The sequence below is a fragment of the Nocardia sp. NPDC050378 genome, from assembly GCF_040655675.1.
Taxonomy (GTDB): Bacteria; Actinomycetota; Actinomycetes; order Mycobacteriales; family Mycobacteriaceae; genus Nocardia; species Nocardia coubleae.
This window is the reverse complement of sequence record NZ_JBFAKI010000005.1, coordinates 493,982-517,319: the sequence shown is the minus strand read 5'-3', so window position 1 is coordinate 517,319 and position 23,338 is coordinate 493,982. Positions and strand designations below refer to the sequence as shown.

General features: G+C 68.0%; 20 protein-coding genes. 13 read left to right on the top strand and 7 right to left on the bottom strand.

The features are described from left to right. The first annotated feature begins 137 nt into the window (after positions 1-137). From AB0I35_RS15230 to AB0I35_RS15195, 8 genes are all read left to right on the top strand, one after another. The gene (locus tag AB0I35_RS15230) at positions 138-2,456 is read left to right on the top strand and encodes an ATP-binding protein (RefSeq protein WP_357396520.1); all 2,319 of its coding nucleotides are present in this window, start codon (positions 138-140) and stop codon (positions 2,454-2,456) included. Between the two features lie 12 nt (positions 2,457-2,468). Continuing rightward, the gene (locus tag AB0I35_RS15225; protein WP_357396519.1) at positions 2,469-2,900 is read left to right on the top strand and encodes a roadblock/LC7 domain-containing protein; all 432 of its coding nucleotides are present in this window, start codon (positions 2,469-2,471) and stop codon (positions 2,898-2,900) included. Positions 2,901-2,917: 17 nt separating this feature from the next. After that, positions 2,918-3,280, top strand: coding sequence for a DUF742 domain-containing protein (locus AB0I35_RS15220; protein WP_357396517.1), 363 nt, complete (start codon positions 2,918-2,920; stop codon positions 3,278-3,280). A 19-nt stretch (positions 3,281-3,299) separates the two neighbouring features. Beyond that, complete coding sequence (locus tag AB0I35_RS15215; RefSeq protein ID WP_357396516.1) at positions 3,300-3,869, top strand: ATP/GTP-binding protein; 570 nt, start codon at positions 3,300-3,302, stop codon at positions 3,867-3,869. 100 nt (positions 3,870-3,969) lie between these two features. After that, positions 3,970-4,194, top strand: coding sequence for a hypothetical protein (locus AB0I35_RS15210; protein ID WP_357396514.1), 225 nt, complete (start codon positions 3,970-3,972; stop codon positions 4,192-4,194). Between the two features lie 123 nt (positions 4,195-4,317). Then, positions 4,318-5,472, top strand: a complete 1,155-nt coding sequence (locus AB0I35_RS15205) for a beta-propeller fold lactonase family protein (protein ID WP_357396512.1) — start codon at positions 4,318-4,320, stop codon at positions 5,470-5,472. Between the two features lie 118 nt (positions 5,473-5,590). After that, a complete protein-coding gene (locus AB0I35_RS15200) occupies positions 5,591-6,019 on the top strand; it encodes a MarR family transcriptional regulator (RefSeq protein WP_357396511.1) in 429 nt (142 codons plus the stop codon). Next, complete coding sequence (locus AB0I35_RS15195; protein WP_357396509.1) at positions 6,016-7,401, top strand: MFS transporter; 1,386 nt, start codon at positions 6,016-6,018, stop codon at positions 7,399-7,401. Before AB0I35_RS15200 ends, AB0I35_RS15195 begins: the two co-directional genes overlap by 4 nt. A 154-nt stretch (positions 7,402-7,555) precedes the next feature. On the opposite strand, the gene AB0I35_RS15190 is transcribed toward AB0I35_RS15195, so the two are convergent. The 7 genes from AB0I35_RS15190 to AB0I35_RS15160 form a co-directional block, all read right to left on the bottom strand. Continuing rightward, on the bottom strand, positions 7,556-9,019 hold the full coding sequence (locus AB0I35_RS15190; RefSeq protein WP_357396507.1) for an aldehyde dehydrogenase family protein: 1,464 nt from the start codon (positions 9,017-9,019) through the stop codon (positions 7,556-7,558). Between the two features lie 44 nt (positions 9,020-9,063). Further along, positions 9,064-9,822 (bottom strand): SDR family oxidoreductase, encoded by a 759-nt coding sequence (locus tag AB0I35_RS15185; protein WP_357396505.1) that lies wholly within the window; start codon positions 9,820-9,822, stop codon positions 9,064-9,066. Positions 9,823-9,860: 38 nt separating this feature from the next. Beyond that, the gene (locus tag AB0I35_RS15180; RefSeq protein WP_067488460.1) at positions 9,861-10,121 is read right to left on the bottom strand and encodes a hypothetical protein; all 261 of its coding nucleotides are present in this window, start codon (positions 10,119-10,121) and stop codon (positions 9,861-9,863) included. Between the two features lie 18 nt (positions 10,122-10,139). Further along, positions 10,140-12,056 (bottom strand): hydantoinase B/oxoprolinase family protein, encoded by a 1,917-nt coding sequence (locus AB0I35_RS15175; RefSeq protein WP_357396504.1) that lies wholly within the window; start codon positions 12,054-12,056, stop codon positions 10,140-10,142. A gap of 9 nt (positions 12,057-12,065) precedes the next feature. Further along, positions 12,066-14,132 (bottom strand): hydantoinase/oxoprolinase family protein, encoded by a 2,067-nt coding sequence (locus AB0I35_RS15170; RefSeq protein ID WP_357396502.1) that lies wholly within the window; start codon positions 14,130-14,132, stop codon positions 12,066-12,068. A gap of 131 nt (positions 14,133-14,263) precedes the next feature. Further along, positions 14,264-15,358 (bottom strand): LuxR C-terminal-related transcriptional regulator, encoded by a 1,095-nt coding sequence (locus AB0I35_RS15165; RefSeq protein WP_357396501.1) that lies wholly within the window; start codon positions 15,356-15,358, stop codon positions 14,264-14,266. Positions 15,359-15,384: 26 nt separating this feature from the next. Next, on the bottom strand, positions 15,385-16,365 hold the full coding sequence (locus tag AB0I35_RS15160; protein WP_357396500.1) for an AraC family transcriptional regulator: 981 nt from the start codon (positions 16,363-16,365) through the stop codon (positions 15,385-15,387). Positions 16,366-16,552: 187 nt separating this feature from the next. On the opposite strand from AB0I35_RS15160, the gene AB0I35_RS15155 reads away from it, so the two are divergent. The 5 genes from AB0I35_RS15155 to AB0I35_RS15135 are packed head-to-tail and all read left to right on the top strand — an operon-like array spanning position 16,553 to position 23,332. Next, positions 16,553-16,762 carry a hypothetical protein gene (locus tag AB0I35_RS15155; protein ID WP_357396498.1) on the top strand — a complete coding sequence of 70 codons (210 nt, stop codon included), beginning with the start codon at positions 16,553-16,555 and terminating at the stop codon, positions 16,760-16,762. Positions 16,763-16,787: 25 nt separating this feature from the next. Beyond that, positions 16,788-18,830: a hydantoinase/oxoprolinase family protein gene (locus tag AB0I35_RS15150; protein WP_357396497.1), complete on the top strand. Its 2,043-nt coding sequence runs from the start codon at positions 16,788-16,790 to the stop codon at positions 18,828-18,830. 1 nt (position 18,831) lies between these two features. Then, a complete protein-coding gene (locus tag AB0I35_RS15145; RefSeq protein WP_357396495.1) occupies positions 18,832-20,778 on the top strand; it encodes a hydantoinase B/oxoprolinase family protein in 1,947 nt (648 codons plus the stop codon). Between the two features lie 28 nt (positions 20,779-20,806). Further along, entirely contained in the window at positions 20,807-21,823 is a 1,017-nt protein-coding gene (locus AB0I35_RS15140; RefSeq protein ID WP_357396494.1) for an alcohol dehydrogenase catalytic domain-containing protein, read from the top strand. Positions 21,824-21,856: 33 nt separating this feature from the next. After that, complete coding sequence (locus tag AB0I35_RS15135) at positions 21,857-23,332, top strand: aldehyde dehydrogenase family protein (RefSeq protein ID WP_357396493.1); 1,476 nt, start codon at positions 21,857-21,859, stop codon at positions 23,330-23,332. The last annotated feature ends 6 nt before the right edge of the window (positions 23,333-23,338 follow it).

Below are 23,338 nucleotides of genomic sequence, written 5' to 3'. Positions count from 1 at the left end.
GCCTGGCGCCAGGGCGCGTTCGGCGCGGAAGTGGTTCCGGTGGATGTCGGCCCCGCACACGGTGGTCACCAGATCGGCCGTGACGAAGGCGTGCGATGATGAGCTGCGGCTGGGGTGCCGGGGGCTCACGTCGCCCCTTGCGCGCCCGTCTCGGCACGAGCGTGCGGACCCGCGTGCTGGCGATCGCCCTGATCCCGAGCCTGGTGCTGCTCGCCACGGGCGCGGTCGCGGTCACCCTGGTCGGGCTCCGCGCGCAGTCGGTGAAGGAATGGTCCGACTATCGGGGAACGGTGATCGACCCGCTGCTGCGATTCGTGACGTCGATCCAGGCGGAACGGCTCGCCAGTGTCACCGCGCAGGATCACGCACCCGGCGCGGATGCGCAACTGCGCACCAGCCGCGACGACACCGACCGCGCGATCGCCGAGACCGCCCGGATCGCCTCGGCGGCACAGGATATGGATCAGAACACCGGCGCCGAGTCCATCCAGGCGATGGCCGATCTCATCGGGCGAATGCAGGTGATCCGGGAATCGGTCGACAGCAGGAAGGCGACCACGGGCGATGTCGATCAGTACTTCAGCGACCTCATCGCCGCCATGCTCGGCGCCGGCCAGGAATCCGCGCGATTGAAGTCCTCCGACACCACGACGATGGACGCCGAGACAACGGCGATCGATCTGCTCCGCGCGGCCGAAAGTCATTCGCGGGTGGTGAGTCTCGTGGCCGGGGGGACCGCGGCGGCCGAGGGTTTGTCGCCGCGTGAGCGGCGTGTGCTCGCCCAGCATATCGGTGTCTACCGCAAACAATTCGACCTCGTCGACACCCGCTTGTCGACGGCGGTTCGCTCGAGCGTCCGCGCGCTGACCGGCGGCACCGACTGGCGTGTCGGAACCACGGGTGAGGACGAGATGGCCGAACATGGCGAGTTGTCGATGCCGGTGCAGCAGTGGCTGGCCGCTGAACGCGCGGTCGACACCCGCCTGATCGCGGTGATCCGCGATCAGTTCCGGGTGACGGTCGACGCGACGAGTGCGGCCGCCGACCGACTGATCGACCAGCTGCTTTTCGTCTCGGCGATCATGCTCGTAGTCACGATTCTGGCGGTGTCGGGTTCGCTGGTCCTGGCCAATCGATTGTTGCGGCGCCTGCGCGTCCTGCGCTCGGCCAGCCTCGAGCTCGCCAACGACCGGCTGCCGGACCTCATCCGCCGCATCCACAACGGCGAACAGGTCGACGCGCAGGTCGAGACAGCCCCGGTCGACCGCGGTCGCGACGAGATCGGCCAGGTGGCCGCCGCCTTCGCCGTCGCCCAGCGGACCGCGCTCGAAACGGCGGTGGGTGAGGCCAGTACCCGCAACGGGTTCAACAAGGTGTTCCTCGATATCGCGTTCCGCAGCCAGGCCCTGGTGCGCCGACAGCTCGACGTCCTCGATGTCGCCGAGGCCCGCCAGGACGACCCGGAAGACCTCGAGCTGCTGTTCCAGCTCGACCACCTGGCCACCCGTGCCCGCCGCAATTCCGAGAACCTGCTCATCCTCGGCGGTCGTGCGCCGGGACGGCGCTGGCGCAACCCGGTGGCGCTCGAGGAGATCGTGCGCAGCGCGGTGTCCGAGACCGAGGGGTACGCGCGGGTGAGCGCGATCCGATTGCCTGCGGTCAGCGTGCTCGGCGCGGCCGTGGCCGACCTCATCCACCTGTTGGCCGAGCTGATCGACAACGCGACCGCGTTCTCACCACCGGACGCGCCGGTGGCGGTGCACGGCAACTCGGTCGGCAGGGGAGTGGTGGTCGAGGTCGACGACCAGGGACTCGGGATCTCCTTCGAGGAACGGGAACGCCTCAACGCGATGCTGGCCGAGCCACCCCAGTTCCACGAGATGGCGCTCGCGGGACATCGTCATCTCGGGCTGTTCGTGGTGAGCAGACTCTCGGCGCGCCACGGCATTTCGGTGACGCTGCAGGAATCGCCGTACGGTGGGGTGCGCGCGATCGTGCTGGTGCCGTGGGCCGTGCTCGAGGCCGGTGACGACAACCCGACCGCGGCGGTCGAACCCGTGCGCACCCGCGACGCCGTGCATCGGGCTCCCGCTGTCGCCGCGTTGCCCGGCACGCCGAGGCACGACCCGCTGCCGACGCCCGCCGAACCGATGCCGATCCGCAGGGCCGAACCGGTGAGACGCAACGGCCGCCACGTGGCGAGGCGGGAGTCTTCGGCCGGGCCCGATGGACCTCCGGTCGCCGAAGTGGACCGCAGGCCGGCCCTGCCCAGGCGGGAACGGCTCACGCACCTTTCTCCCCAACTCAGTACCGATGTGGGAGAAGGGGATCCGTACTCGGCGGCTCCGGCGGCGACAGCCCGCATCCGAGCGGCCGAGACGGTGCGAACAGCGATGAGTTCGTTGCAGAACGGCACGCGACGGGCGCGCGTGCGCCCACCCCATTCCCATCCGTAGAACGGTCAGAACATGAACGAGGACATGATGGTTCGTCAGGCACCGGCAGGCACACTCGACTGGTTGCTCACCAACCTGGTGACGGCGACATCGGGCGCCGAACGCGCGGTGGTCCTGTCCGCCGATGGTCTGGCTCTCGCCGGATCCGACGGAACCGAACGCGAGGATGTCGAGCACCTGGCCGCGATGTCGTCGGCCCTGCACAGCCTGGCACGCGGCGTGGGCACCCGGTTCGGCAAAGGGGTGCTGCACCAGACGGTGGTCGAGCTAGAGCACGGCTACCTCCTGGTCACCGAGGCGGGTCACGGCGCGTGCCTGGCCCTGCTGACCGACGCCGAGGTCGATCTCGGCCTCGTCGCCTACGAAATGAATGTGATCGTCGGCCAAGTGCGTGAGCATCTGTCGGCAGCGCCGAGAACCTCGATGTCGACGCGAGTGTCGTGAGTGAGGGGCCGGACGAGGTGTGGGGCTACGAGGACGACGACCCGGGGCCTCTGGTTCGGCCGTTCGCGCTGACGCGCGGGCGCGCGGGCAGGGACCTGCCGGAGCTGGACATCCTGACCCTCGTGATCTCGGTCGGCTACGACTCCGACGTGAACAAGCTCGACCGCGAATACGCCAGCATCTTTCAGCTGTGCCGCCATCAGCCGATGTCGATCGTCGAAATCGCCGCTCATTTGAAGTTGCTGCTGGTCACCGTGAAGGTGCTGGTCAGTGACCTCATCGCGGCCGGCTATGTGATCTTCCGATCTCCACCGAGGGCCGAAGCGGGCCCCGACCCCGAACTACTGCAGGCGGTATTGGATGGCATACGTAACCTCTGACGGGCGCGATTCGGCGTCCATGTCCACCGAACTGGCGGTAAAAATCCTGGTGGCCGGGGGATTCGGGGTCGGCAAGACGACCATGGTCGGCGCGATCAGCGAGATCCCCCCGCTGCGCACCGAAGAACAGCTCACCGAGCTGAGCAGTTCCGTGGACGACCTGCGCGGCATCGAAGCCAAGCGAACAACCACCGTCGCACTGGATTTCGGGCGGATCACCATCAATCCCCGCGTGATTCTCTACCTGTTCGGCACTCCCGGACAGGACCGGTTCTGGTTCCTGTGGCCCGAGCTGTCGCGTGGTGCGCTCGGCGCGGTGGTCCTGGTCGACACTCGGCGGCTGGCCGACAGTTTCGCCGCGGTGGACTATTTCGAGTCCCGGCGAATTCCGTTCGTGGTGGCGGTGAACTGCTTCGACGGCGCGGATCGATACGCGCCGGAGGAGATCGGCGCCGCGTTGGGTGTACCGACTCATGTGCCGATCATGCTGTGCGATGCACGTGATCGCGCGTCCTGCAAGGAGGTGCTCGTCTGCCTGTTCGAGTACATCATGGCCAGTACGACGCGGGTTCGCTCACTCCCTATGTGAATTGTTAACGGGCACACTGACTCTGGTGTGAGTTAGGAACGCACAATATATTATGTCGGTATCCTGAGTCTGTATGCGAACCTCTTCGAAAGGTCAACAAATGAGCGATCTGCTCGACCTGGTCAATGTGCACTACGCCGGTCTCGAGGGCGGCGATCTCGAAATGGCCGCGAGCCCGTTCACCGAGGACGTGGCGGCGCAGTTCCCGTCCGGCCCGCTCACCGACACCTTCACCCTGCGTGACGGCAAGGTGCCCGAGCACCGTGTGTACTGGGACAACGTGAGCTTCCTGACTCAGCTCGGCCTGATGCCCGCTCAGGACTGAGCGGACCGCTCGACGCGAGACCCCTTCGGCTTCCGGCCGGAGGGGTCTTCTGCCTTTCGTGCCGGAGTCGGTGTGCAGCTTTCTGGACATTTCGCCGACAGCTCGGGCCATAGCCTCCCAGGTATGACCTCAGATTCAACGTCGACAGGTGGTTCGGGAACGCGGCGCGCGCGAGCGGGCTGGGTGCTCGCCCTCGCGGCGACCGTTCTCCCGGGCTTCACGGCGGCAGCTTCACCCGCGACGGCCGACACCGGCGGCTATCACCTCTACGCCCACGGATTCCTCAGCAACGGCATCGTCGGCTACAACGCGTCCGACACAGACCAGCCGACGCCGATCCAGGGCAGGCCGATGCCAGGCGCCCTGAACTGGCCGCAGACGCCCAGCCCGGACGGGCGGTTCCTGTTCGTCGCCCCGGGAACCAACCCGCAGCTGATCCCGTACGCCATCGGCCCCGACGGCGAACTCACCGAGGGAACGCCGCTCGCGCTGCCCGATGTCCCCGTGGACATCATCTTCGCGCCGAACAGCCGCGACGCCTTCGTCGTGGTCGGCCTGCAGAACGCGCAGGTGGTGCCGGTACGCATCGGCGCCGACGGCACGCCCACCGTCAACGGCTCGCCGGTGCCGTTCGGTGAGTCGCTCGATGGTGTCGCCTCGGGCACCGTCTCGCCGGACGGCAAGCAGCTGTACGTAGCCAGCCTGCTGCCCCGCCAGCTGCTGGTGTTCGACATCAAAGCCGACGGTTCGGTGTCTCCGGTCAAGCAGCGGCTGTCGACCGGGCTGAATCCGATCTATCCGCGGGTCACCCCCGACGGTAGGCATGTGTATGTCATCAACGAGATCAGCGGTTCGGTGTCCGGCTTCACGCGGGCCGCGGACGGCACGCTCACCGAGATCGCGGGGTCGCCGTTCCCGACCGGCTTGCTGCCACACGTCACGAGCATCACGCCCGACGGTCGTTTCCTGTACGTGCCGAACATGGGGTCGGGGCACATCAGCTCCTTCGCGGTGGAGCCGAACGGTGTGCTGACGCCGTTGCCCGACGTCGCGTTCGCGCCGGAGAAGCCCGGCACTTTCGCCGAGTCCTCGGTGATGTCGCCCAGCGGTGAGGTGCTCTGGGCGCTTGGCACCGATCCGCTGCGAGGCGGAGAGGAGATTCTGCGGCGGTTCACGATCGGCCCCGACGGCGTCCTCGACCTGGATGAGTCGGTGGCGGTATACACCGGCACCTATATTGCCGACGGACGAACGTTGTCGGTGGTTCCCCGACGCTGACCAGAGTGCCCAAGGCCCCTCCGGCATCGGCTGGAGGGGCCTTTCGCATGTCGGCGCTATGGTCGGCATCACGGCAGTTATGCAACTAAGTTGTTTAATTTACTTGTATGGTTGGCTAATGACTTCCGTACCGTCCACCGCCCGAGAGCTGGGTGAAGTCCTGCATCCGATTGCCCGCCGGCTGCTCGCCGGACGGACGATCTCAGCGGGAAAGCTCGGCGTTCTCGGCTACCTGTCCACTCACGGGCACGCCACCGCAACCACGCTGGCGACGGTCCAGACCGTCAGCCCACAGGCCATCGCCACCGCCGTGCGCGAACTCGAAGCTCTCGGGCTGGTCGTGCGCACGCCCGACAGCGCGGACCGTCGTCGCGTGTGGGTCGAACTCACCGACGCCGGCCGCGCCCGGCTGATCGAGGAGCGGGCGGTGGGGCTGGACTGGCTGTCGCGCGCCATCGATGAGCGACTCACGGACGCGGAACGCGACGCCCTGGGCGAGGCGTTGCCCGCGCTGCGGAAACTGGCCGCCGCAGGGCCGATCGAATGATCTCCGCGCGCCGCCTCACCCCCGCCCTCGTCTACACCGCCCTGACTTCGGCCATCGTCAGCTCGCTCGGCATGTTGCTGGTGCCCGCGATCTCGCGTGAGATGCAGGTCGACGTGAGCGCGGCGCAGTGGATGCTCACCGTCAACTTGCTGGTCGGCGCGGTGACGACCCCGGTCATGGGCAGGCTCAGCGACGGGCCGCACAAGAAGCGGCTGCTGCTGTGGTCGTTGACGATCATCTTGATCGGGTCGGTCGTCGCGGCCGTGGCCACCGATTTCGCGGTATTCCTTCTCGGGCGCGCGTTGCAGGGACTCAGTTACGGGATCGTGCCGGTGACCATCGCGCTCGCCCGCCGCTATCTCCCCGCCGACGAGGTGCGCAACGGCATCTCCACCCTGTCGGTCACGGTGACCACCGGCCTCGGTCTCGGCTATCCGCTCACCGGAATCTTCGCCGATGTGTTCAGCTACCGGTTCGCGTTCTGGGCGGCAGCGCTGTTCCTGTCGACGACGGTGCTCGTGGTGTGGAAGGTGGTGCCGGACGGCCCGGACGAGCGGGCCCCGCGCACGCCGTTCGACCTGCGCGGCGCCCTGCTGCTCGGCGCCGGTCTCGCGGCATTGCTGCTCGTGGCCGGTGAGGGCTCGCGATGGGGGTGGGGCTCGGCGTGGACGCTCGGTCTGCTTGTGGTCTCGCTCGCGATCCTGACGCTGTGGGCGCTGGTGGAACTGCGCACCGAGCACGCGCTGGTCGATCTGCGGGTGCTGCGTGCCGGTGACGCGTTGGTCGCCAACGGCACCGCCATCGGCCTGGGCGCGGCGATGTATGCCTGCCTGTCGATCGCCAGCCTGATCGCGCAGGCACCGGCCACCACCGGCTACGGCATCGCGCTGCCGTTGTTCTGGGCAGGCTTCGTCATGCTGCCGTTGTCGGTCGGCAGTTTCGCGGCGAATCGGGTGGTCCGGGTGGTGTCCGCGCGTATCCCTATGCGGGCCTTGCTGATTCCCGGCGCCGCCCTGGTCACCGCGTCCAGCCTGCTGCTGTGGCTGGCTCACGACGAGCTGTGGGAGATCCTGCTCGGCATGTTCGGTTTCGGCGCGGGCATCGGCACGACCTATGCGGCTATGCCCGCACTGATCGCGCGTAGCGTGGCCGATCGTGAACTCGGCAGCGCGGTGAGCTTCAACCAGGTGCTGCGCACCGTCGGCGGCTCGTTCGGTAGCGCGATGTCCGGCGCGGTCCTCGCCGCTCATCTCGCCCCCGACGGCTACCCGAGCGGCGCCGGTATCGGCATCGCCCTGGCTGTCGGCGCTGTCGGCTGCACCGCGGTCCTGACAGTCCTCTTGGTCGCCCACCTGACGACCCGCCGCGAACCACCACACTGACCAGCCGCCGCGCCGCTGCGGGGCGGACGAGGCCGGTGATGGGCGGCACGAGATCGGCCACGGTTGCCGCCTGACAACCGTGGCCGACCGAGGCGGACCTACTCACGAACCGGAGCGGAACTCGGTGATGAGCGAGACCTTGCCGTCCAACAGCTCACAGCGGCCATTGGAGGTGTTTGACCTCGAAGAATTCGCGGAAGCCCTCTTCGCCGCCCTCCCTGCCGATGCCGCTGTGACCGGGGCCGCCCCACGGGGCGTCCGGACGCATACCGCCGCCGCCGTTGATGGTGACGGTGCCCGAGCGCAGTCGGCGGGCGAACTCGATGGCTTGTGGTGTGGGTCCCCAGATGTTGGCGTTGAGGGCGTATTTGACGTCGTTGGCCATGTGGACGGCGTCGTCGAGGTCGGTGTAGGGCATGACCACACCGACGGGGGCGAACAGTTCTTCCTGGGCGATCTCGGCTTCGTTGGGGACACCGGTGACCAGGGTCGCTTCGAGGAAGAACCCGTCGTCGAGGCCTGCTGGTCGGCCGCCGCCGACGGGGACCTCGGCGCCCGCGTCACGTGCGCGGGCGAGGAACCCTTCGACGTTGGCGCGGTGTTCGCCGGTGATGAGTGGACCGAGGACGGTGTCGGGTGCGATCGGGTCACCGACGGTCAGGGTGCGCAGGAAATCCCCGGACCGCTCGACGTATTCGTCGAAGTCGTTCTGGGGCACCAGGGTTCGGGTGGTCGCGCCGCAGGCTTGGCCGCTGTTGCGGGTGAACCGCAGGGCCGAGGCGGGGACCGCGCGTTCGAGGTCGGTGCCCGGCAGCACGATGTTGGGTGATTTGCCGCCGAGCTCGAGGACGACTTTCTTCAGCGTCGGGGCGGCCAGGGTGAGAATGCGGCTGCCGACGGTGGGGGAGCCGGTGAAGGTGACCATGTCCACTTCGGCGGCGGTGACGACCTGCTCGGTGACCGACGGTGGTCCGAACACCAGATTGACTGCGCCCGCGGGGAATCCGGCTTCCTCGACTAGCCGGACGAATGCGGCGGTGAGCAGCACGGACTTGGGTGAGGTGACCAGTACCGTGGAGCACCCGGCGGCGAGGGCGGCGCCGAGTTTGTAGGCGCTCATCATGATGGGCACGTTGTAGGCGACGATCGCGGCAACCACTCCGGCGGGTTGGCGTAGTAGCAAGCTGCTGGTGGTGATCGGGTCGTGGTGCAGCGGCATGGGTTGTTCGTAGCCGTCGCGGGGGCCGCGGATGGCGGCGTCGGCGAACCAGCGGAAGAACTTCGCGGGCAGGTCGACGTGGAGGGTGGGGCCGCTGCTGATCGGGGTGCCGATCTCAGTTGCGGCGAGCCCGACCAGTGCTTCCCGGTTCGCCTCTAGCAGGTCGGCCAGGCGGTGCAGCAGGGCGCCGCGCTCGGCCGGAGTCAGGCGGCTCCACTCGCCACCGTCGAAGGCGTGGCGCGCGGCGGCGACGGCCGCGCTCACCTGGGCGGGGCCGGAGGCGGGGGTGAGCGCCACCTGGAGCCCGGTCGCTGGGTTGATCGTGGCGATGGGCCCGCCGTCACCATCGCTCCAGCGACCATCGATGTAACTGGCCGCCGCGCCGATCATGGTTGTCATGCGTGAATCCTTTTCGGGTAGAGATCAATTCGAGAAAGGGACGGTCAGCCCGCCATATAGCCGCCGTCGACGACGAATTCGCCGCCGGTGGCGTAGGCGGCGCGGTCGGACAGCAGCCAGCACGCCATCTCCGCGATCTCCCGAGGCTGGGCGAGCCGGGCCGAGGGGATGCGCGCCATGATGGTGTCGCCGCTGCGGCGCTTGGCGTCCTTCATCAGGTCGGTGTCGGTGTAGCCGGGGCACACCGCGTTGATCCGGATGGTCGGCGCGTACTCGAGGGCGGCGGTCTTGGTGAGTCCGATGACGCCGTGCTTGGCTGCCGAGTACCCGGCGGTGGTCTTGAAGCCCGCCAACCCGGCCAGCGACGCGGTGTTCACGATCGCGCCGCCGCCCTGGGCTTCCATCTGCGCCAATTCCGCACGCAGACACAGCCATACGCCCTTCAGATTCACCGCGATCGCGCGATCGAAGGCATCTTCGTCCCATTCGCCGACGCGGCGGCCACCCTGGCCGATCTGTCCGCCGCTGACCCCGGCGTTGTTGAACGCGCCGTCGAGGCGGCCGTATTCGGCGACGACCGCATCGATCAGCGCGTTCACCTCGGCGCCGTCGGTGAGGTCGGCGGGGACGGCGAGAACCTCCCCGCCCGCGGCGCGCACCTGCTCGGCGGTGGCTTCGAGGCGATCCTTCGACACATCGGACAGCGCGAGCCGCGCGCCTTCCTCGGCCGCGAGCTGCGCGGTGGCCGTGCCGATTCCGCCTGCGGCGCCGGTGATGAGAACGACTTTCCCGTCGAGCAACATGTGAGTCCTTTCGGAACGAAAGATGGTGGGGGGAGGGCTTATCCGACGCGGGAGGCGGGCCAGTCGTGGGCGGGTGAACGCCACGCGGGCCAGTGGTCCTCGGGTTCGGGACGCGTCACCGACACGTGGTGGAAGCAGCGCTGGCACTTCACGACCATGCGTGGGCCCAGAAAATTGGCGACGGGGTAGCGGGCCAGCTCGGCGGCACCGCAGGCCGGGCACGCGCCGTCGACGGGCACGCGTTCGACATACACGCGGTCGGTCTCGGGGCGGGGGAACAGGAGTCGATCGACTGACATCGGAGTGGTCCTTGTCTTTCAGAGGGTCCAGGTGAGGGGAGTGGCGACCGGTACCTGCCAGCGGCCCTCGGCGCGCTCGGCTGCCAGGCGCGCGCGCTGCGCGATGGTGGCGGTTTCGTCGATCGCGCCGTCACGGAGCACAACTCCGTAACCGGCAGTGGCGAATTCGGGGCTCACCAGTCCTGCCCGCACGTCGGCCGCGACCCTGTCCGCTTCGCGTTCGAGCGGGTCACCCCAGCCGCCACCGCCACCGATGACGAACCGCAGGGCATCACCGGCTTTCAGGATCAGGCCGGAGAACTTGCCCGTCTGATAGCGCGCGCCCCGGCCGAACTCACCGTGGTTGGGGTCGGGCCTGCCGTCGGCGTCGAACATGCCGAACAACGGTTCGATCCCGCGCAGATCGAGCGGATCACCGTGCCGGGCGAGATCGAAATTCTCGATGTACCAACCGAAGGCGGGAGCACCCGCGCCGCCGCCGTTGGACCCGGGAGCACCGACGCGGATCCGGTCGGCGGTGACGGTGACCATCGTGTCCGACTCGGCGTAGATCGAATACACCGAACCGGCGCCACCGCGATACCGGCCCGCACCGGCGGTGTCGACCACCATCTCGTGCTGGACGACGACCAGCGGGCTTTCGATCTCGAGATGCTCCTGCACCGAGGTACGGCAGTTGCCGATCGGGATCACGCAGAACGAGACACCGTCTTCCTTCCAGGTACCGCCCCAACCGCCGCCGGCGAGTGCGAACGCACCCCACGGCGTGCCCTCGTGCCCGGCGCGGGTATCGATGCCGCCGAGACTGACGACCACCGCGGTGCCGGTGTCACAGGCGAAGGCCTCGTCGGTGGCCTGGCTCAGCGCCTGGGTCACCACATTGATGCCGCGCGCGCCGATATCGGCGTGGTTGGAGCAGCTCGACGGCGGCAGCACCTGCACTACGCTGCCGGGCGGCAGAATCGTCTCGACCGGCCGCAAGGTGCCGCTGTTGACCGGCGTGGAAGGGTCGACCATCAGTTTGACCGCCTCGATGCAACGGGTGGCCTCGCACCAGGCGGTACCACAGTTGCCCAGCGGCTGACGGCCGGATCCGGAGAAGTCGATCTCCATCGAGTCCCCGCGGACCTTCACGGTCACGTGCACGGGGATCGCCTCGTCGCTGACCCCGTCCTCGTCGAGGAAATCCTCGGCCGTGTAGTCACCGTCGGGGATGCTCGCGATACCGCGGCGCATGCTCGCCTCGGTGGACTCGATGGCATAGCGCCCCGCCGCCCGGATCTTGTCCAGACCGCTGCGGGCGACAAGCTCCTGCAGCTGCCGTTCGCCGACGACCAGACAGCCGTGCAGTGCGCGCAGGTCGCCGAGCACGAGCTGGGGCACCCGGTTGTTCTCGAGGATGAAGTTGAAGGTCGGTCGCACCGGGACGTCGTTGGCGTACAACAGCGTCGGCGGCAGTTTGAGCTGCTCCTCGAAGTGGGTCTGGGTTCCGTTGGAGAAGCCGCCGGGGATCGCGCCACCGAGGTCGACCAGGTGTGAGGTCGAGTGCAGCAGGAACTCCACGCGCCCGTTCACGAACACCGGGCGCAGCAGGTTCACATCCGACTGGTGGATCGTGCCGCGCCACGGGTCGTTGACGAAGATGACGTCGCCCGGCTGCATCGTGTCGATGTCCCAGTCGTCCATCACGAAATTGGCGATGTGAGGTGCGGTGAAGGCGTGCTGCATGCAGCCCTCCCACAGCGCGACCGTCTCCCAGCCGTCGTCGGTGCGCATGTGAATGGCGCTGGTGCAGTCGAGGATGTCGCGGCACACCGGGGAGAAGGCGCTGCGCATCAGGGAATCCAGCATTTCGCGGGCGACTTCGATGAGGCCGTAGCGCAGGATGTCGAGCTCGACGTCGACGGCGGGGCCGGGGGTTTCGATGGTGGTCATGGTTGCTCCTCAGGCCTGCGGCTCGATGATGAGATTGAGGTCGTCGTCCACGTGGGCGGCCCTGCCGGGCAGCACGAGGGTGGTCGCGAATTTCTCGGCGATCAGGGCGGGGCCCGGGACCTGGTGGTGCGGCGCGAGACGTTCGCGGACGTGGATCGGAACCTCGACGGGTTCGGTGGTTCCCGGCACGGTCAGCCGGGTGGTGCGCAGGAAGGACTCGCCCTGCTCGGGGGTGTGGTCGGCCGCGCCGAGTTCGCGCGGTATCACTGCTGTCACCTCGACGGTCGACACCACCACGGGGATCTCCGGTGCGGCGAAACCATAGGAGTCCTGGTAGAACTCGTGGAAATGCGGGATCAGCTCGCCGACCCGCTCGGCGGTGACCGCGCCTGCCTCGATCGGCAGCCGGTTGTCCCAGGTCTGGCCGCGGTACATCGCGAACAGCGCACGTTCGAAACGCAGGCGCGACACGTCGATGCCCTGGTCTTGCAGATCGGTCCGGATGCTGTCCTGCAAGGCCGTGAACGCGGCTTCCACCACCTCGGCGCGGTCGGGTGCGAGCGGGGTCATGATGGATCGCGCGCGGGTGACCATGAGATCGCTGCGCAGCAGACCGAGCGCGGAGAACTGCCCCGGGCTGCGCGGCACGATCACCTTGTCCAGGCCGAGGATCTGGCCGACCCGGTCGGCGAGCATCGGCCCCGCCGAACCGGACGGTTGCAGCGCGAACTCGCGAACGTTGAGCCCGCGGTACACCGAGATACTGCGCACCTTCGCCGCGATGTCCTGGCAGGCGATTTCGTAAGCGGCCGAGGCGAGTTCGAGAGCCGACATGCTCCACTGCTTGCCGGTCGTGCGCAGAGCCTCGACGGCGGCGTCGACATCGAGCTGGATCGCGCCGTTGGCGAACAGGTCCGGTTGCAGGATGCCGAGCGCGGCACAGGCGTCGGTGAGGGTCGGTTCCACGCCGCCGCGCTGGTAACAGACCGGACCGGGATCGGATCCCGCCGAGGCGGGGCCGACGGCGACGGTGCCGAGAGCGCTGGGCCCGATCAGGCTGCCCGCACCGGAACCGATGCTCTCGACGTCGACCAGCGGCATGGTCAGGGTCAACCCGGTCTCGAGGGTCCAGGTGTCGGTGAGCGGGGTCTTGCCGCCGCGGATCGCGGCCACATCGGTGCTGGTGCCACCGACATCGATGGTGAGCAGATTCGGCGCGCCGCTCTCGTTGGCCAGCTTGACGCTGCCGCTCACCCCGCCGACCGGACCGGAGACGAGCTGGAACACCGGGGCCCGGCCCGCGTCGGCGAAGGTCGCCACACCGCCGTTCATCATCATGATCCACAAGGTTCCGCGATAGTCCTGATCGGACAGCCGGGCCATCAAACGCTCGAGATAGCCGACGACGGCCGGACCCACGTACGCGTCCAAGGCCACCGTGGTGGTGCGTTCGTGCTCGCGCGTCACCGGATACAGCGCCGAGGTCTGGATGTAGGCGCCGGGCAGTTCCTCGGCGAGGATCTCGGCGGTGCGCTGCTCGTGCGCGGCGTCGATGTAGGAGTTCATCAGGCACACCGCCACCGAACGGGCGCCCTGTTCGCCGAGCTCGCGAGCGGCACGACGCACGGCGTCCTCGTCGAGCGCGAGCAACTCGGTGCCGTCGTAGCGCAGTCGGCCGGGGACACCGAAGCGGGATTCGCGTCGCACGATCGGGCGTTCCTGGTGCGGGCGCAGCCAGGTGGGATCGTAGAAGCGGTCACCGAACTCGCGGTGCATGCGCCCGATGTCGAGCAGATCGCGGTGGCCACCGGTGGCGATCAGGCCGGTCCGGGCGCCTGTGCGGCTCAGCAGTGCATTGATTCCCACCGTGTGCCCGTGCACGATCTCCGCGACCTCGGGCACGGCGACCTCGATCGCCGCCAGTGCCGCGAGAACGCCGACCTCCTGTTCGGTGGTCGACAGCACCTTCCCGTCGCGGACTTCACCGGTGTTCCGGTTCAGCCCGATGATGTCGGTGAACGTGCCACCGACGTCGATGCCGACGATCCAGTCGGCTCCCCGTTCCCTCTGTGTCATACCGCGCCTCCGTGCCGTGTGCGGCGGCAGTGCTGCCGCTCTATGTCACACGTCACTTTTCCGCTGCGCGGGCGCGGCGACATCTGGCGCGGGTAAGAGATTCGTACGACCTTCGGCCGGTTCCGGTCGCATCAGGTGCGCGGCGACCCGGACGAGTTCGAGTTCCGCAACCAGATCGAGACTGCTTCCGCGCGATTGGCGGCGCCCAGCTTGCGCAGCACGCGGGTGATATGGGTTTTGACCGTGCCTTCGGAGATGGTGAGTCTGCGGGCGATGCGCGCGTTGGAATCGCCCTGCGCGAGCAGTCGAACGATCTGTACTTCCCGGCGGGTGAGCACCTCGTCGTCGTCGCGGCTCATCGCGATCGATCGGGTGACAGCATGCCTCGGCGTCGACCACCTGCCCAACCCCTCGAGCTGGGCGCGGATCGCCGACATCCCCTCCAACATCGACACGCGCGCCAGCTGCTGACTCACTCCCTGAGCGAAGGCCGACAGCAGCAGCTGATCGACATCGTCGAGAACGCGCTGCTGGTGATAACAGTCTCCGTGCACGAGACCGACCACCTCACCGTCGACCAGCAACGGTGCGATCCCGTACGAGGAGGACTTGGTGACCTCCGCCAGCGGGCGGTTGACTCGCGGGTTGTCCTGCACCTCGTGCACGAGGACAGCACGTGCATCGACAACCGTGTCGTTCTCGACCAGCCCATGGTCGAGGATCGGTGGGTTCTCCCGTCCCACCGCGACGATGTCGGCCGCCCACCGCGGATCGCGGACGACATGCATTGTGTGCAATCGCCACGCGCCGTCCACCGTGGAGACCAACGCGCGGTCGAAACCGAGGCCGCAGGTTGCTTCCGGGATCCGGGTGAGCAGCGATTCCACGGTGGTCACCGCGCTCAGTTCCGACAGCGCGGCGTGCACCTTGCTCAGCCGCTGGGTCCGGTTCGCGAGCCGGATCCGCGCCTGCATCGATTCGGCCGCTCTGATCCGGTCGAGCAGATCGATCAATTCGGCCAGCCGGGTGGGCGAGGAGCCCTCGGCCTCGGCGTCGCGCAGTGCGCGGGTGGTCACCAGGTCCCAGAGTGCGCCGAGGCTCCCTGCGCCGAGCGACGCCTGGTGCTCGGCCGGATCCCGATCGAGAACGCTGTTGGCGTGCTCGGCGATCTCGGCGATGGTGGCGTTCAATTCGGCGACGCCGCACTGATTCGATGCGCTGCACATACTCGGCTCCTGTACTCCGGCTGTAGTCAATCGAGGCCGACGCGAGCCGCGGTCTCCGACGGCAGTTCACCGAACCGGTCGCGGTACTGCTGTGCGAACCGACCGAGATGGAAGAAGCCCCACTTCATCGCCGCGTCGCTCACCGATACGGCTCGGCCGGAAGCCAATTCGTCACGCACCCGGTCGAGTCGCACGGATCGGACGTAGGCGCTCGGCGACATGCCGACCGCGTCGCGGAAAGCCAACTGCAGCGCCCGGGCGGTGACGCCGGCGCGAGCGGCGAGTTCGGCGGTGGAGATGTCGGCGTCGGGGTGAGCGTGGATGTAGGCGACGGCCTCGCGCACCCGCGTGTGCCCGATGCTCGGCGCGGAACCGGTGAGAATCGGAGTCAGCTGGCTCGGCGCGGTGAGCAGCAGCTGTGTCATCAGCGTCGACTCGAGTTCGCGGCAGGCCAGCGGCATCGTCGATACCCCGCCGTCGCGGGCCAACTCGTCGTAGACGAACCGGGTCGAGGCCAGCAGCGCGCGGCCCGCGGGGGTGTCGATGGGAAAGGTGAGGTCGAACAGGACCGGCTCGGTGTCCCGGCGGCCGAGCAGTCGAGCAGCGTGGCGTTCGAACGGCACGCGGCGCAGATTGATGTGATAGTGCTCGGCGTCGGCGCTCCAGCGAACGGACACCGGGGCGTCGTGCACGAACGCCACTCCTGCCTCACCCGCGCCGAAGGATCGGCGGGTGCCGTGTTGTGCCACCGTGCTCTGGCCCGCCACCGACAGATTCACGTGATAACACGTCTGCATCGGGGGTCCGTCGATGCGCGCGTCGGTGCCGTAGGCCATCCGGCCGACGGTCAGGCTCTCCGACCGCGCTGTCTCCAGGGCGAAGTCGATCCGGTGCCGCTCGTCGAGGGCGAGCTCGTGGTGTGCGAAGGCGGCGGCCACGTGATCGTGTGCGGCGGCCGGATCTTCCGTGCGAAAAGTGTTGACGCACGCCGCGGGTGCTGACGACAACGGCAGACCCTCCTTTCAGGCGTGATGGGTATCACATAATCAATATAATATACTTTCTCCGATTCGAGTCATGCTTCGCTCGACGGACAGTGCACCTTCGCCGAGCGGATTGTGACCCAGGTCTCCCAATCCTACCGTCGTCCTCACGGCACCCGGCCGCCCGTTCATCGCCGTAGGAGGACCCACCATGCCCGACGCACCGACATCACCCGCCGTGAATCGAGAACCCCGCGAAGGCACCTGCCCACGATGTGGCGCCGCCGAATTGTGCGCGTACCCGGTCGTCGCGGAACAGGGCTGGGTGCAGGTGGTCAAGTGCCAGCACTGCCTGCATTCCGTGTCGCGGGAACCCTGGCACCGCCTCGGCCCCATTCAGCTGCTCGTCGATCTCGTCTGAGCACCGAACCACTTCAGGAGACACCATGATCGCAGTCGATGTGGGCGGCACGTTCACCGACGTCGTCGCCTGGCGCGACGGGCGGATCCACACCGCCAAGATTTCCACCGACTACGCCGACGTCACCGGCCCGGTGCTGCGCGGCGCCGAGGTGCTCGGCGTCACCGACGCGCCGGTGTTCAACCACGCCAGCACCCACGGCCTCAACGCCGTGATCACTCGGCAGCTGCCCAAGATCGGCTTTCTGACCACCGAGGGGCATCGCGACATCCTCGACATGGGCCGCGTGTGGCGTCCGGCCGAGGCGATCCTCGACCCGCACTGGCGGCGCAGTTTCGGCGACGCCTCGCGGCCGCTGGTGCAGCGCTACCTGCGGCGCGGCATCCACGAGCGGATCACCGCCGACGGCGGCGTGCTGATCGCGCTCGACGAGGACCAGGCCAGGACCGAGCTCGAGGTACTGCGCCGGTGCGAGGTCGCCGGTGTCGCGATCTGCCTGATCAACGCCTACGTCGATCCCGTGCACGAACTGCGCTTGCGTGAGCTGGTGCGTGAGGTGCTCGGTGATGTGCCGTGCTCGATCTCGAGCGAGGTGTCGCCGCTGGCCAAGGAATACGCCCGCGCCTCCACCACCGTGATCGACACGCTGATGAAGATCATCTACTCCGATTACACCGCCGGGCTCGAAAAAGGTTTGGGCGAACTAGGTTTCGCGGGCCAGCTCAATTTCGCCGACTGCGCCGCGACGTTGGTTCCGTCGGCCCAGGCGATGCGGCAGCCGTTCCGGATCGTGTTCTCCGGTCCCGCGGCGGGCACCGTGGCCTGCGCGCATTTCGGCGCGCTGATCGACGAGAACGACCTGCTGTGTGCCGATGTCGGCGGTACCTCCTGCGACATCAGCGTCGTCAGGGCGGGCGAACCGTTCGTCAACACCACCTTCGAACTCGAGCACGACCTCGTGGTCAACGCCCTGGCCAACGACATCTCCAGCATCGGCGCCGGTGGCGGCAGCATCGTGTCGATCGGTTCCGCGGGCGAGATCCAGGTCGGCCCCGACAGCGCGCGGGCACAGCCCGGACCGGCCTGTTACGGCCGCGGCGGCACCCAGCCCACGACGACCGACACCTGCCTGCTGATCGGCATCCTGGACGCCGACGACTTCGCCGGCGGGGAACTGCAGCTCGACGCCGACGCCGCCCGGCGGGCCTTCGAGTCCCTCGACACCGAGCTGGATCTGGCTCACCGTGTTCGCTACGCCTACGAGATGGCGGTCGACAACATGGCCGAGGGCGTGTTCAACGTCGCCATCAAGAACGGTGTCGACCCCCGCGATTACAGCCTGGTCGCCTTCGGCGCCGCGGGCCCGATGCTGCTGCCCGCGGTGCTCGACACCGTGCAGTGCAAGCAGGTGATCGTGCCGCCGAATCCCGGTCTGTTCTCCGCGGTCGGATTGCTGTCCACCGACCAGGTTTTCACGGTCGACCGCAGCGCCTACCTCATGCTCACCGGCGAGGCCGCTCCCGCGATCGACACGTTGTTCGCCGAGATGGAAGAACAGCTACGGGCTCGCACAGGCGGCGACTCGGTGCGAATCCTGCGCAGCATGGACGCGCATCTGGCCGGGCAGAGCTGGGAAACCCCCTTCGTGCCCGTGCCGAGCGGCACCATCGACGAGGCCGCCGTCGCCACCATGGTGTCGGCCTTCCACGACACCTACGAGGCCCGCTCGGGCAACCGCTTCGAGATCATGCCCGTCGAAGGCGTGACGTTCCGGGTGCGCGCGATCCTCGATACGCCCAAGGTCGAATACGCTGAGCTCCCGGCCCGGTCCGCGGCAGACGGCCCGCTCACCCCTACCCGCACCGTGACCCTGCGATACCTGGGTGACCTGGAGGCCGACGGCGTCGGCGCCCAGCAGGCCCACGTCTACGACCGCACGAGCCTGCGCGCGGGCGACGTACTCGACGGCCCGGCCGTGGTCGAGGAAGAACTGTCAACCACTCATATCGGCGCGGGCCAGCAGGCCACCGTCGGCGAGTACGGCGAAATCGTGATCCGGAGGAAGTGACATGTCCAGTCCGACCATCCCCACCACCCCCCGGCTGCGCGACCTCACCGACGCCCAGTTCCGTGCTCGCTACGGCGCCGACCGGTTCAGCGCCACGGTGATCACCAACCGGCTGCGCTACGCGGTCGAGCACATGTCCACCGGTTTCATGCGTGAGGCGTTCTCACCAATCATCCGCGACTGGTACGACTTCGCCTGCACCATCAGCGGTCCCGCGAACAAGGGCTACCCGATGGCCGTGGTCAGCAACAGCCTGGTGGTGTTCCTCGGCACCATGGGCGACGCGGTCCGCAACGCCGTGGAGGAGTACGGGCCCGAGAACCTGCGTCCCGGCGATGTGCTGATCTGCAACGACCCGTATCGTGGCGGCAGGCACGTGAACGACGTGGCGTTCACCCGCCCGGTGTTCGTCGACGACGAGATCGTCTCCTTCGTCACCATGTGCGCGCACCAGCTCGACATGGGCGGCACAGTGCCCGGCGGCTTCTCGGCGACCAAGAGCAATGTCTACGAGAACGGCCTCGTCATCCCGCCCATGCTGCTGTGGGCACAGGACGAACCGGTGCGTTCCACCTTCAGCCTGATCTTCGACAACACCCGCTGGGGCGGCATGCTGCTGCCCGACTTCAAGAGCATCTTCCAGCAGCTGAAACTGGGGGAGCGGCTGATCCTGGAGAACATCGAAAGGTACGGCCTGAAGGCCTATCTCGGCACGCTGGACTACTCCTGCGACACCTCCGCCGAGCGCATGCGCGACGCCATCGCGCTGGTACCCGACGGCGACTACGCGGGCTCGGCGCTGATCGACGCCGACGGCCTCGACGACACCGTCGACTACACCGTGCGGGTGCTTGTGCGCAAACGCGGCGAGGACATGGAGATCGACCTTTCCGGGACCTCCCCCCAGGCGAGGACCTGCATCAACTGCGGAGTTCTCGACGCCAAAACCGCTGTGGGCGTTGCTCTCACGATGCTCCTCGACCCGAAGGTCCCGTTCACCTCGGGTACCTGGCGTCATGTCGACCTCGCGGTGCCACCGGGCACCATCGTCTCCTCGCTGCCACCCGACGGCGGCATCATGATGTTCTGGGAGGCCTCCGGCGCCGTGGCGTCGGCGATCTTCGACGCGCTCAACCCCGTCCTCGGCAAACACGGCGTCGGTGGTGACTACGGCTCGACCAACACTCACAACGCCTCCGGCCTGCGAGCCGACGGCACCCCGTGGACCTCGGCCACCCAGTGCGGCGGCGAGCACGGACCCTGGGGCGCCACCCATGTCGGCGACGGCGACAGCTACACCGTCCTGTTCACGCTCAACAACCTCGACCCCGCGACCGAGACGATCGAACGCGAGTCGCCGGTGGTGCTGTTGCGCAAAGAACACGCCATCGATACCGGCGGCGCGGGCACCTTCCGTGGTGGCGCGGCCAATCTGAAGGACGCGCTGTGGCTCACCGCGGGCGCACACTATTTGTCACCGTTCCGCACCAAACAACCTTCGGGGGTCGGCGCCAACGGCGGACAGGCCGGGCCGACCGGGGCGATGTGGCTGTTCCCACCGGGGGACGACGCCGCGCCCCCCGGTCTGCTCGGCACCGACGCGCAGGTCTACGCCGACAGTGTGCCCGTCGCGGGGGTGCTCGATCCGGAAACCAAGGCCCTGGACCCGGTCGATGGCCGCTACCACTACTTCGCCGCCGAACAGGTGTGGTCGACGGGGCCGAACACGATCCTGCGGTGCCTCACCAATGGTGGTGGCGGATGGGGCGATCCGCTGCGGCGTGATCCCGAACGGGTCCTCGCCGATGTCCGCAACGAGTACGTGAGCATCGCGGGCGCCGCGCGTGACTACGGGGTCGTCGTCGAAGGCGACCCGCGCCTGGACCCCGAGGGCCTGCGCATCGATCACGAGGCGACAGCGCGGCTGCGCGCCCGCCCCTGCGCCTGAGTTGCTCGCACGAGACAGGAGAAAACTGATGAAGGGGATCTTGTTCCCGGGAGACGGGACCACGGTACTGAAGGACTTCCCCGAACCCGAACCGGGCTACGGCGAAGTCGTGGTGAGGATCCGCGCTTCGGGAATGTGTGGCTCCGATCTGCACTTCTACCACGGCGCTTTCGAATTCGACCACGGGGTGATCCAGGGCCACGAACCGTGCGGCGAGGTGTACGCGGTCGGCGAGGGCGTCGACCCGGCCCGCTTCGCCGTCGGCGACCGCGTGATGATCCACCACTATTTCGGCTGCAACACCTGTCGCCGCTGTCGTGCGGGCTGGCCGCAGATGTGTGAGACCGCGCCCGGGAAGACCATGGCGGTGCACGTCAACGGCGGTCACACAGCCTTCGCCCTGGTGCCCGTGGCCGCCCTGCTACCGATGCCGGAAGGACTGTCGTTCAAGGCGGGCGCGGCCATCGGGTGCGGCACCGGCACGGCATGGGGCGCGATCAAGCGGGTCGGTGGCGTCGCGGACACCACGACGGTGGTCTTCGGGCAAGGGCCCGTCGGCCTTTCGGCGACGATGTTCGCCGCGTCCATGGGCGCTCGGGTGATCGCCGTCGACGTCGACGACCGCAGGCTCGCCGAGAGTGAACGCTTCGGTGCCGACATCGTCGTCAATTCCCGCGAGCGGTCCGTGGCCGAGGTCGTCGCCGAACACACCGGGGGCCGTAAGGCCGAGGTCGTGCTGGAGACCTCGGGACGGGCGGGCGAGGACGCCCTCGCCGTGCTCGGCACCTTCGGCCGGGCCGTGTTCATCGGCCTGCCCGGTCACGTCGAATTCACGACCCAGGCCGTCTACAAGAACCAGTGGACGCTGATGACGTCCTGGACCATGTCGACGATCGAACAGGCCCGCTGCGCCGATTACGTGGTGGCGCACCAGCTTCCGGTCGACGAGCTGTATTCGCACACCTGGACCATCGATCAGGCCGAGGAGGCCTACCGGTGGTTCGACAAGCAGGACGCGGGCAAGGGCGTCTTCCTTTTCGACTGATTGCCACGTCCTTTCGCTGATTCGGAGAGATCTATGACCACCACCCATCCGGTGCCCGCTTTCGTCGGCACGGCCAAACACAATCTGATCGGTGGGCGCTGGGTGCCCGCCGCCTCGGGGAAGACCATCGACGTCGTCAATCCCGCCACCGGCGCCACCATGGGCACCATCGCCGCGAGCGGCGCCACCGACGTGGACGCCGCCGTCGCGGCCGCCCGCACCGCCTTCGAGGGCGAATGGAGCCGCTGGACCCCGCACCAGCGTCGCTCGCTGATCCTGCGCGTCCACGACCTGGTGCTCGAGAACTTCGAGGAACTCGCCACCATCGAGACCCTGGACATGGGCGCCCCGCTGGCCCGAACCCGCGGCCTGAAAGAGTGGACCTCGCAGGTGCTGCAGTTCTTCGCCTCGCAGGTCGACGCGGGAACGGCCAGTACACCGCCGAACTCGCTGCCCGGCGATTTCCTGACCCTGCGCTACCGCGAACCCGTCGGCGTGGTCGGCGGGATCATCCCGTGGAACGGTCCACTCATCGGCCTGTGGTGGATCTTCGGCCCGGCCCTGGCGACCGGCTGCACGGCCGTGCTCAAGCCCGCCGAGGACGCGTCGCTGTCGGTGCTGCGAGTCGCCGAATTGCTCACCGAGGCAGGGGTTCCCGACGGCGTCGTCAATGTGGTGACCGGGTACGGCAAGGACGCGGGCGCGGCGCTGGCCGAGCATCACGGTGTCGACCGGATCGCGTTCACCGGTTCGGTCGGCACCGCCCAGACCATCGTGCGCGCCTCGGCCGGGAACATGAAACGCCTGCAACTCGAGCTCGGTGGCAAATCGCCCGACATCGTCTTCGCCGATGCGGATCTGGACCTGGCGGTGCCCGGCGCGGCGATGGGCGTGTACACCAACAGCGGCCAGGTCTGTGTCGCAGGCACCCGCATCTTCGTCCAGCGTTCGATCCACGACGAATTCGTCTCACGCATGGCCGAATTCACCAAGACGATCCGGGTGGGTGACGGCCTCGACCCGAACAGCCAACTGGGTCCGTTGATTTCGCAACGCCAGCTCGACCGGGTGCTGAACTACATCGACATCGGCTCCGGCGAGGCCGAACTGGTCAGCGGCGGCAAGCGGCTCGACGGCGACCGCGCCTCGGGATTCTTCGTCGAACCCACGGTGTTCGCCTCGGCCACCAACGAGATGACCATCGCACAGGAGGAGATCTTCGGCCCCGTGGCGACGGTGATCCCGTTCGACGACACCGACGAGGCGCTTCGCCTGGCCAACACGACCCCGTACGGGTTGGCAGGCGGTGTCTGGACCAGGGATCTCAGCACCGCGCACAAGGTTTCGCGCGGCATCAACGCCGGCACCGTCTGGGTCAACTGCTACGGCATCCTCGACCCGTCGGTCGGCTTCGGCGGAACGAAGATGAGCGGCTACGGCTGGAAGGGCGGCCGCGAACACGTGGAGAGCTACCTCTACCCGAAGGCCGTCTACATGAACCTGGGCTGAGCCGCC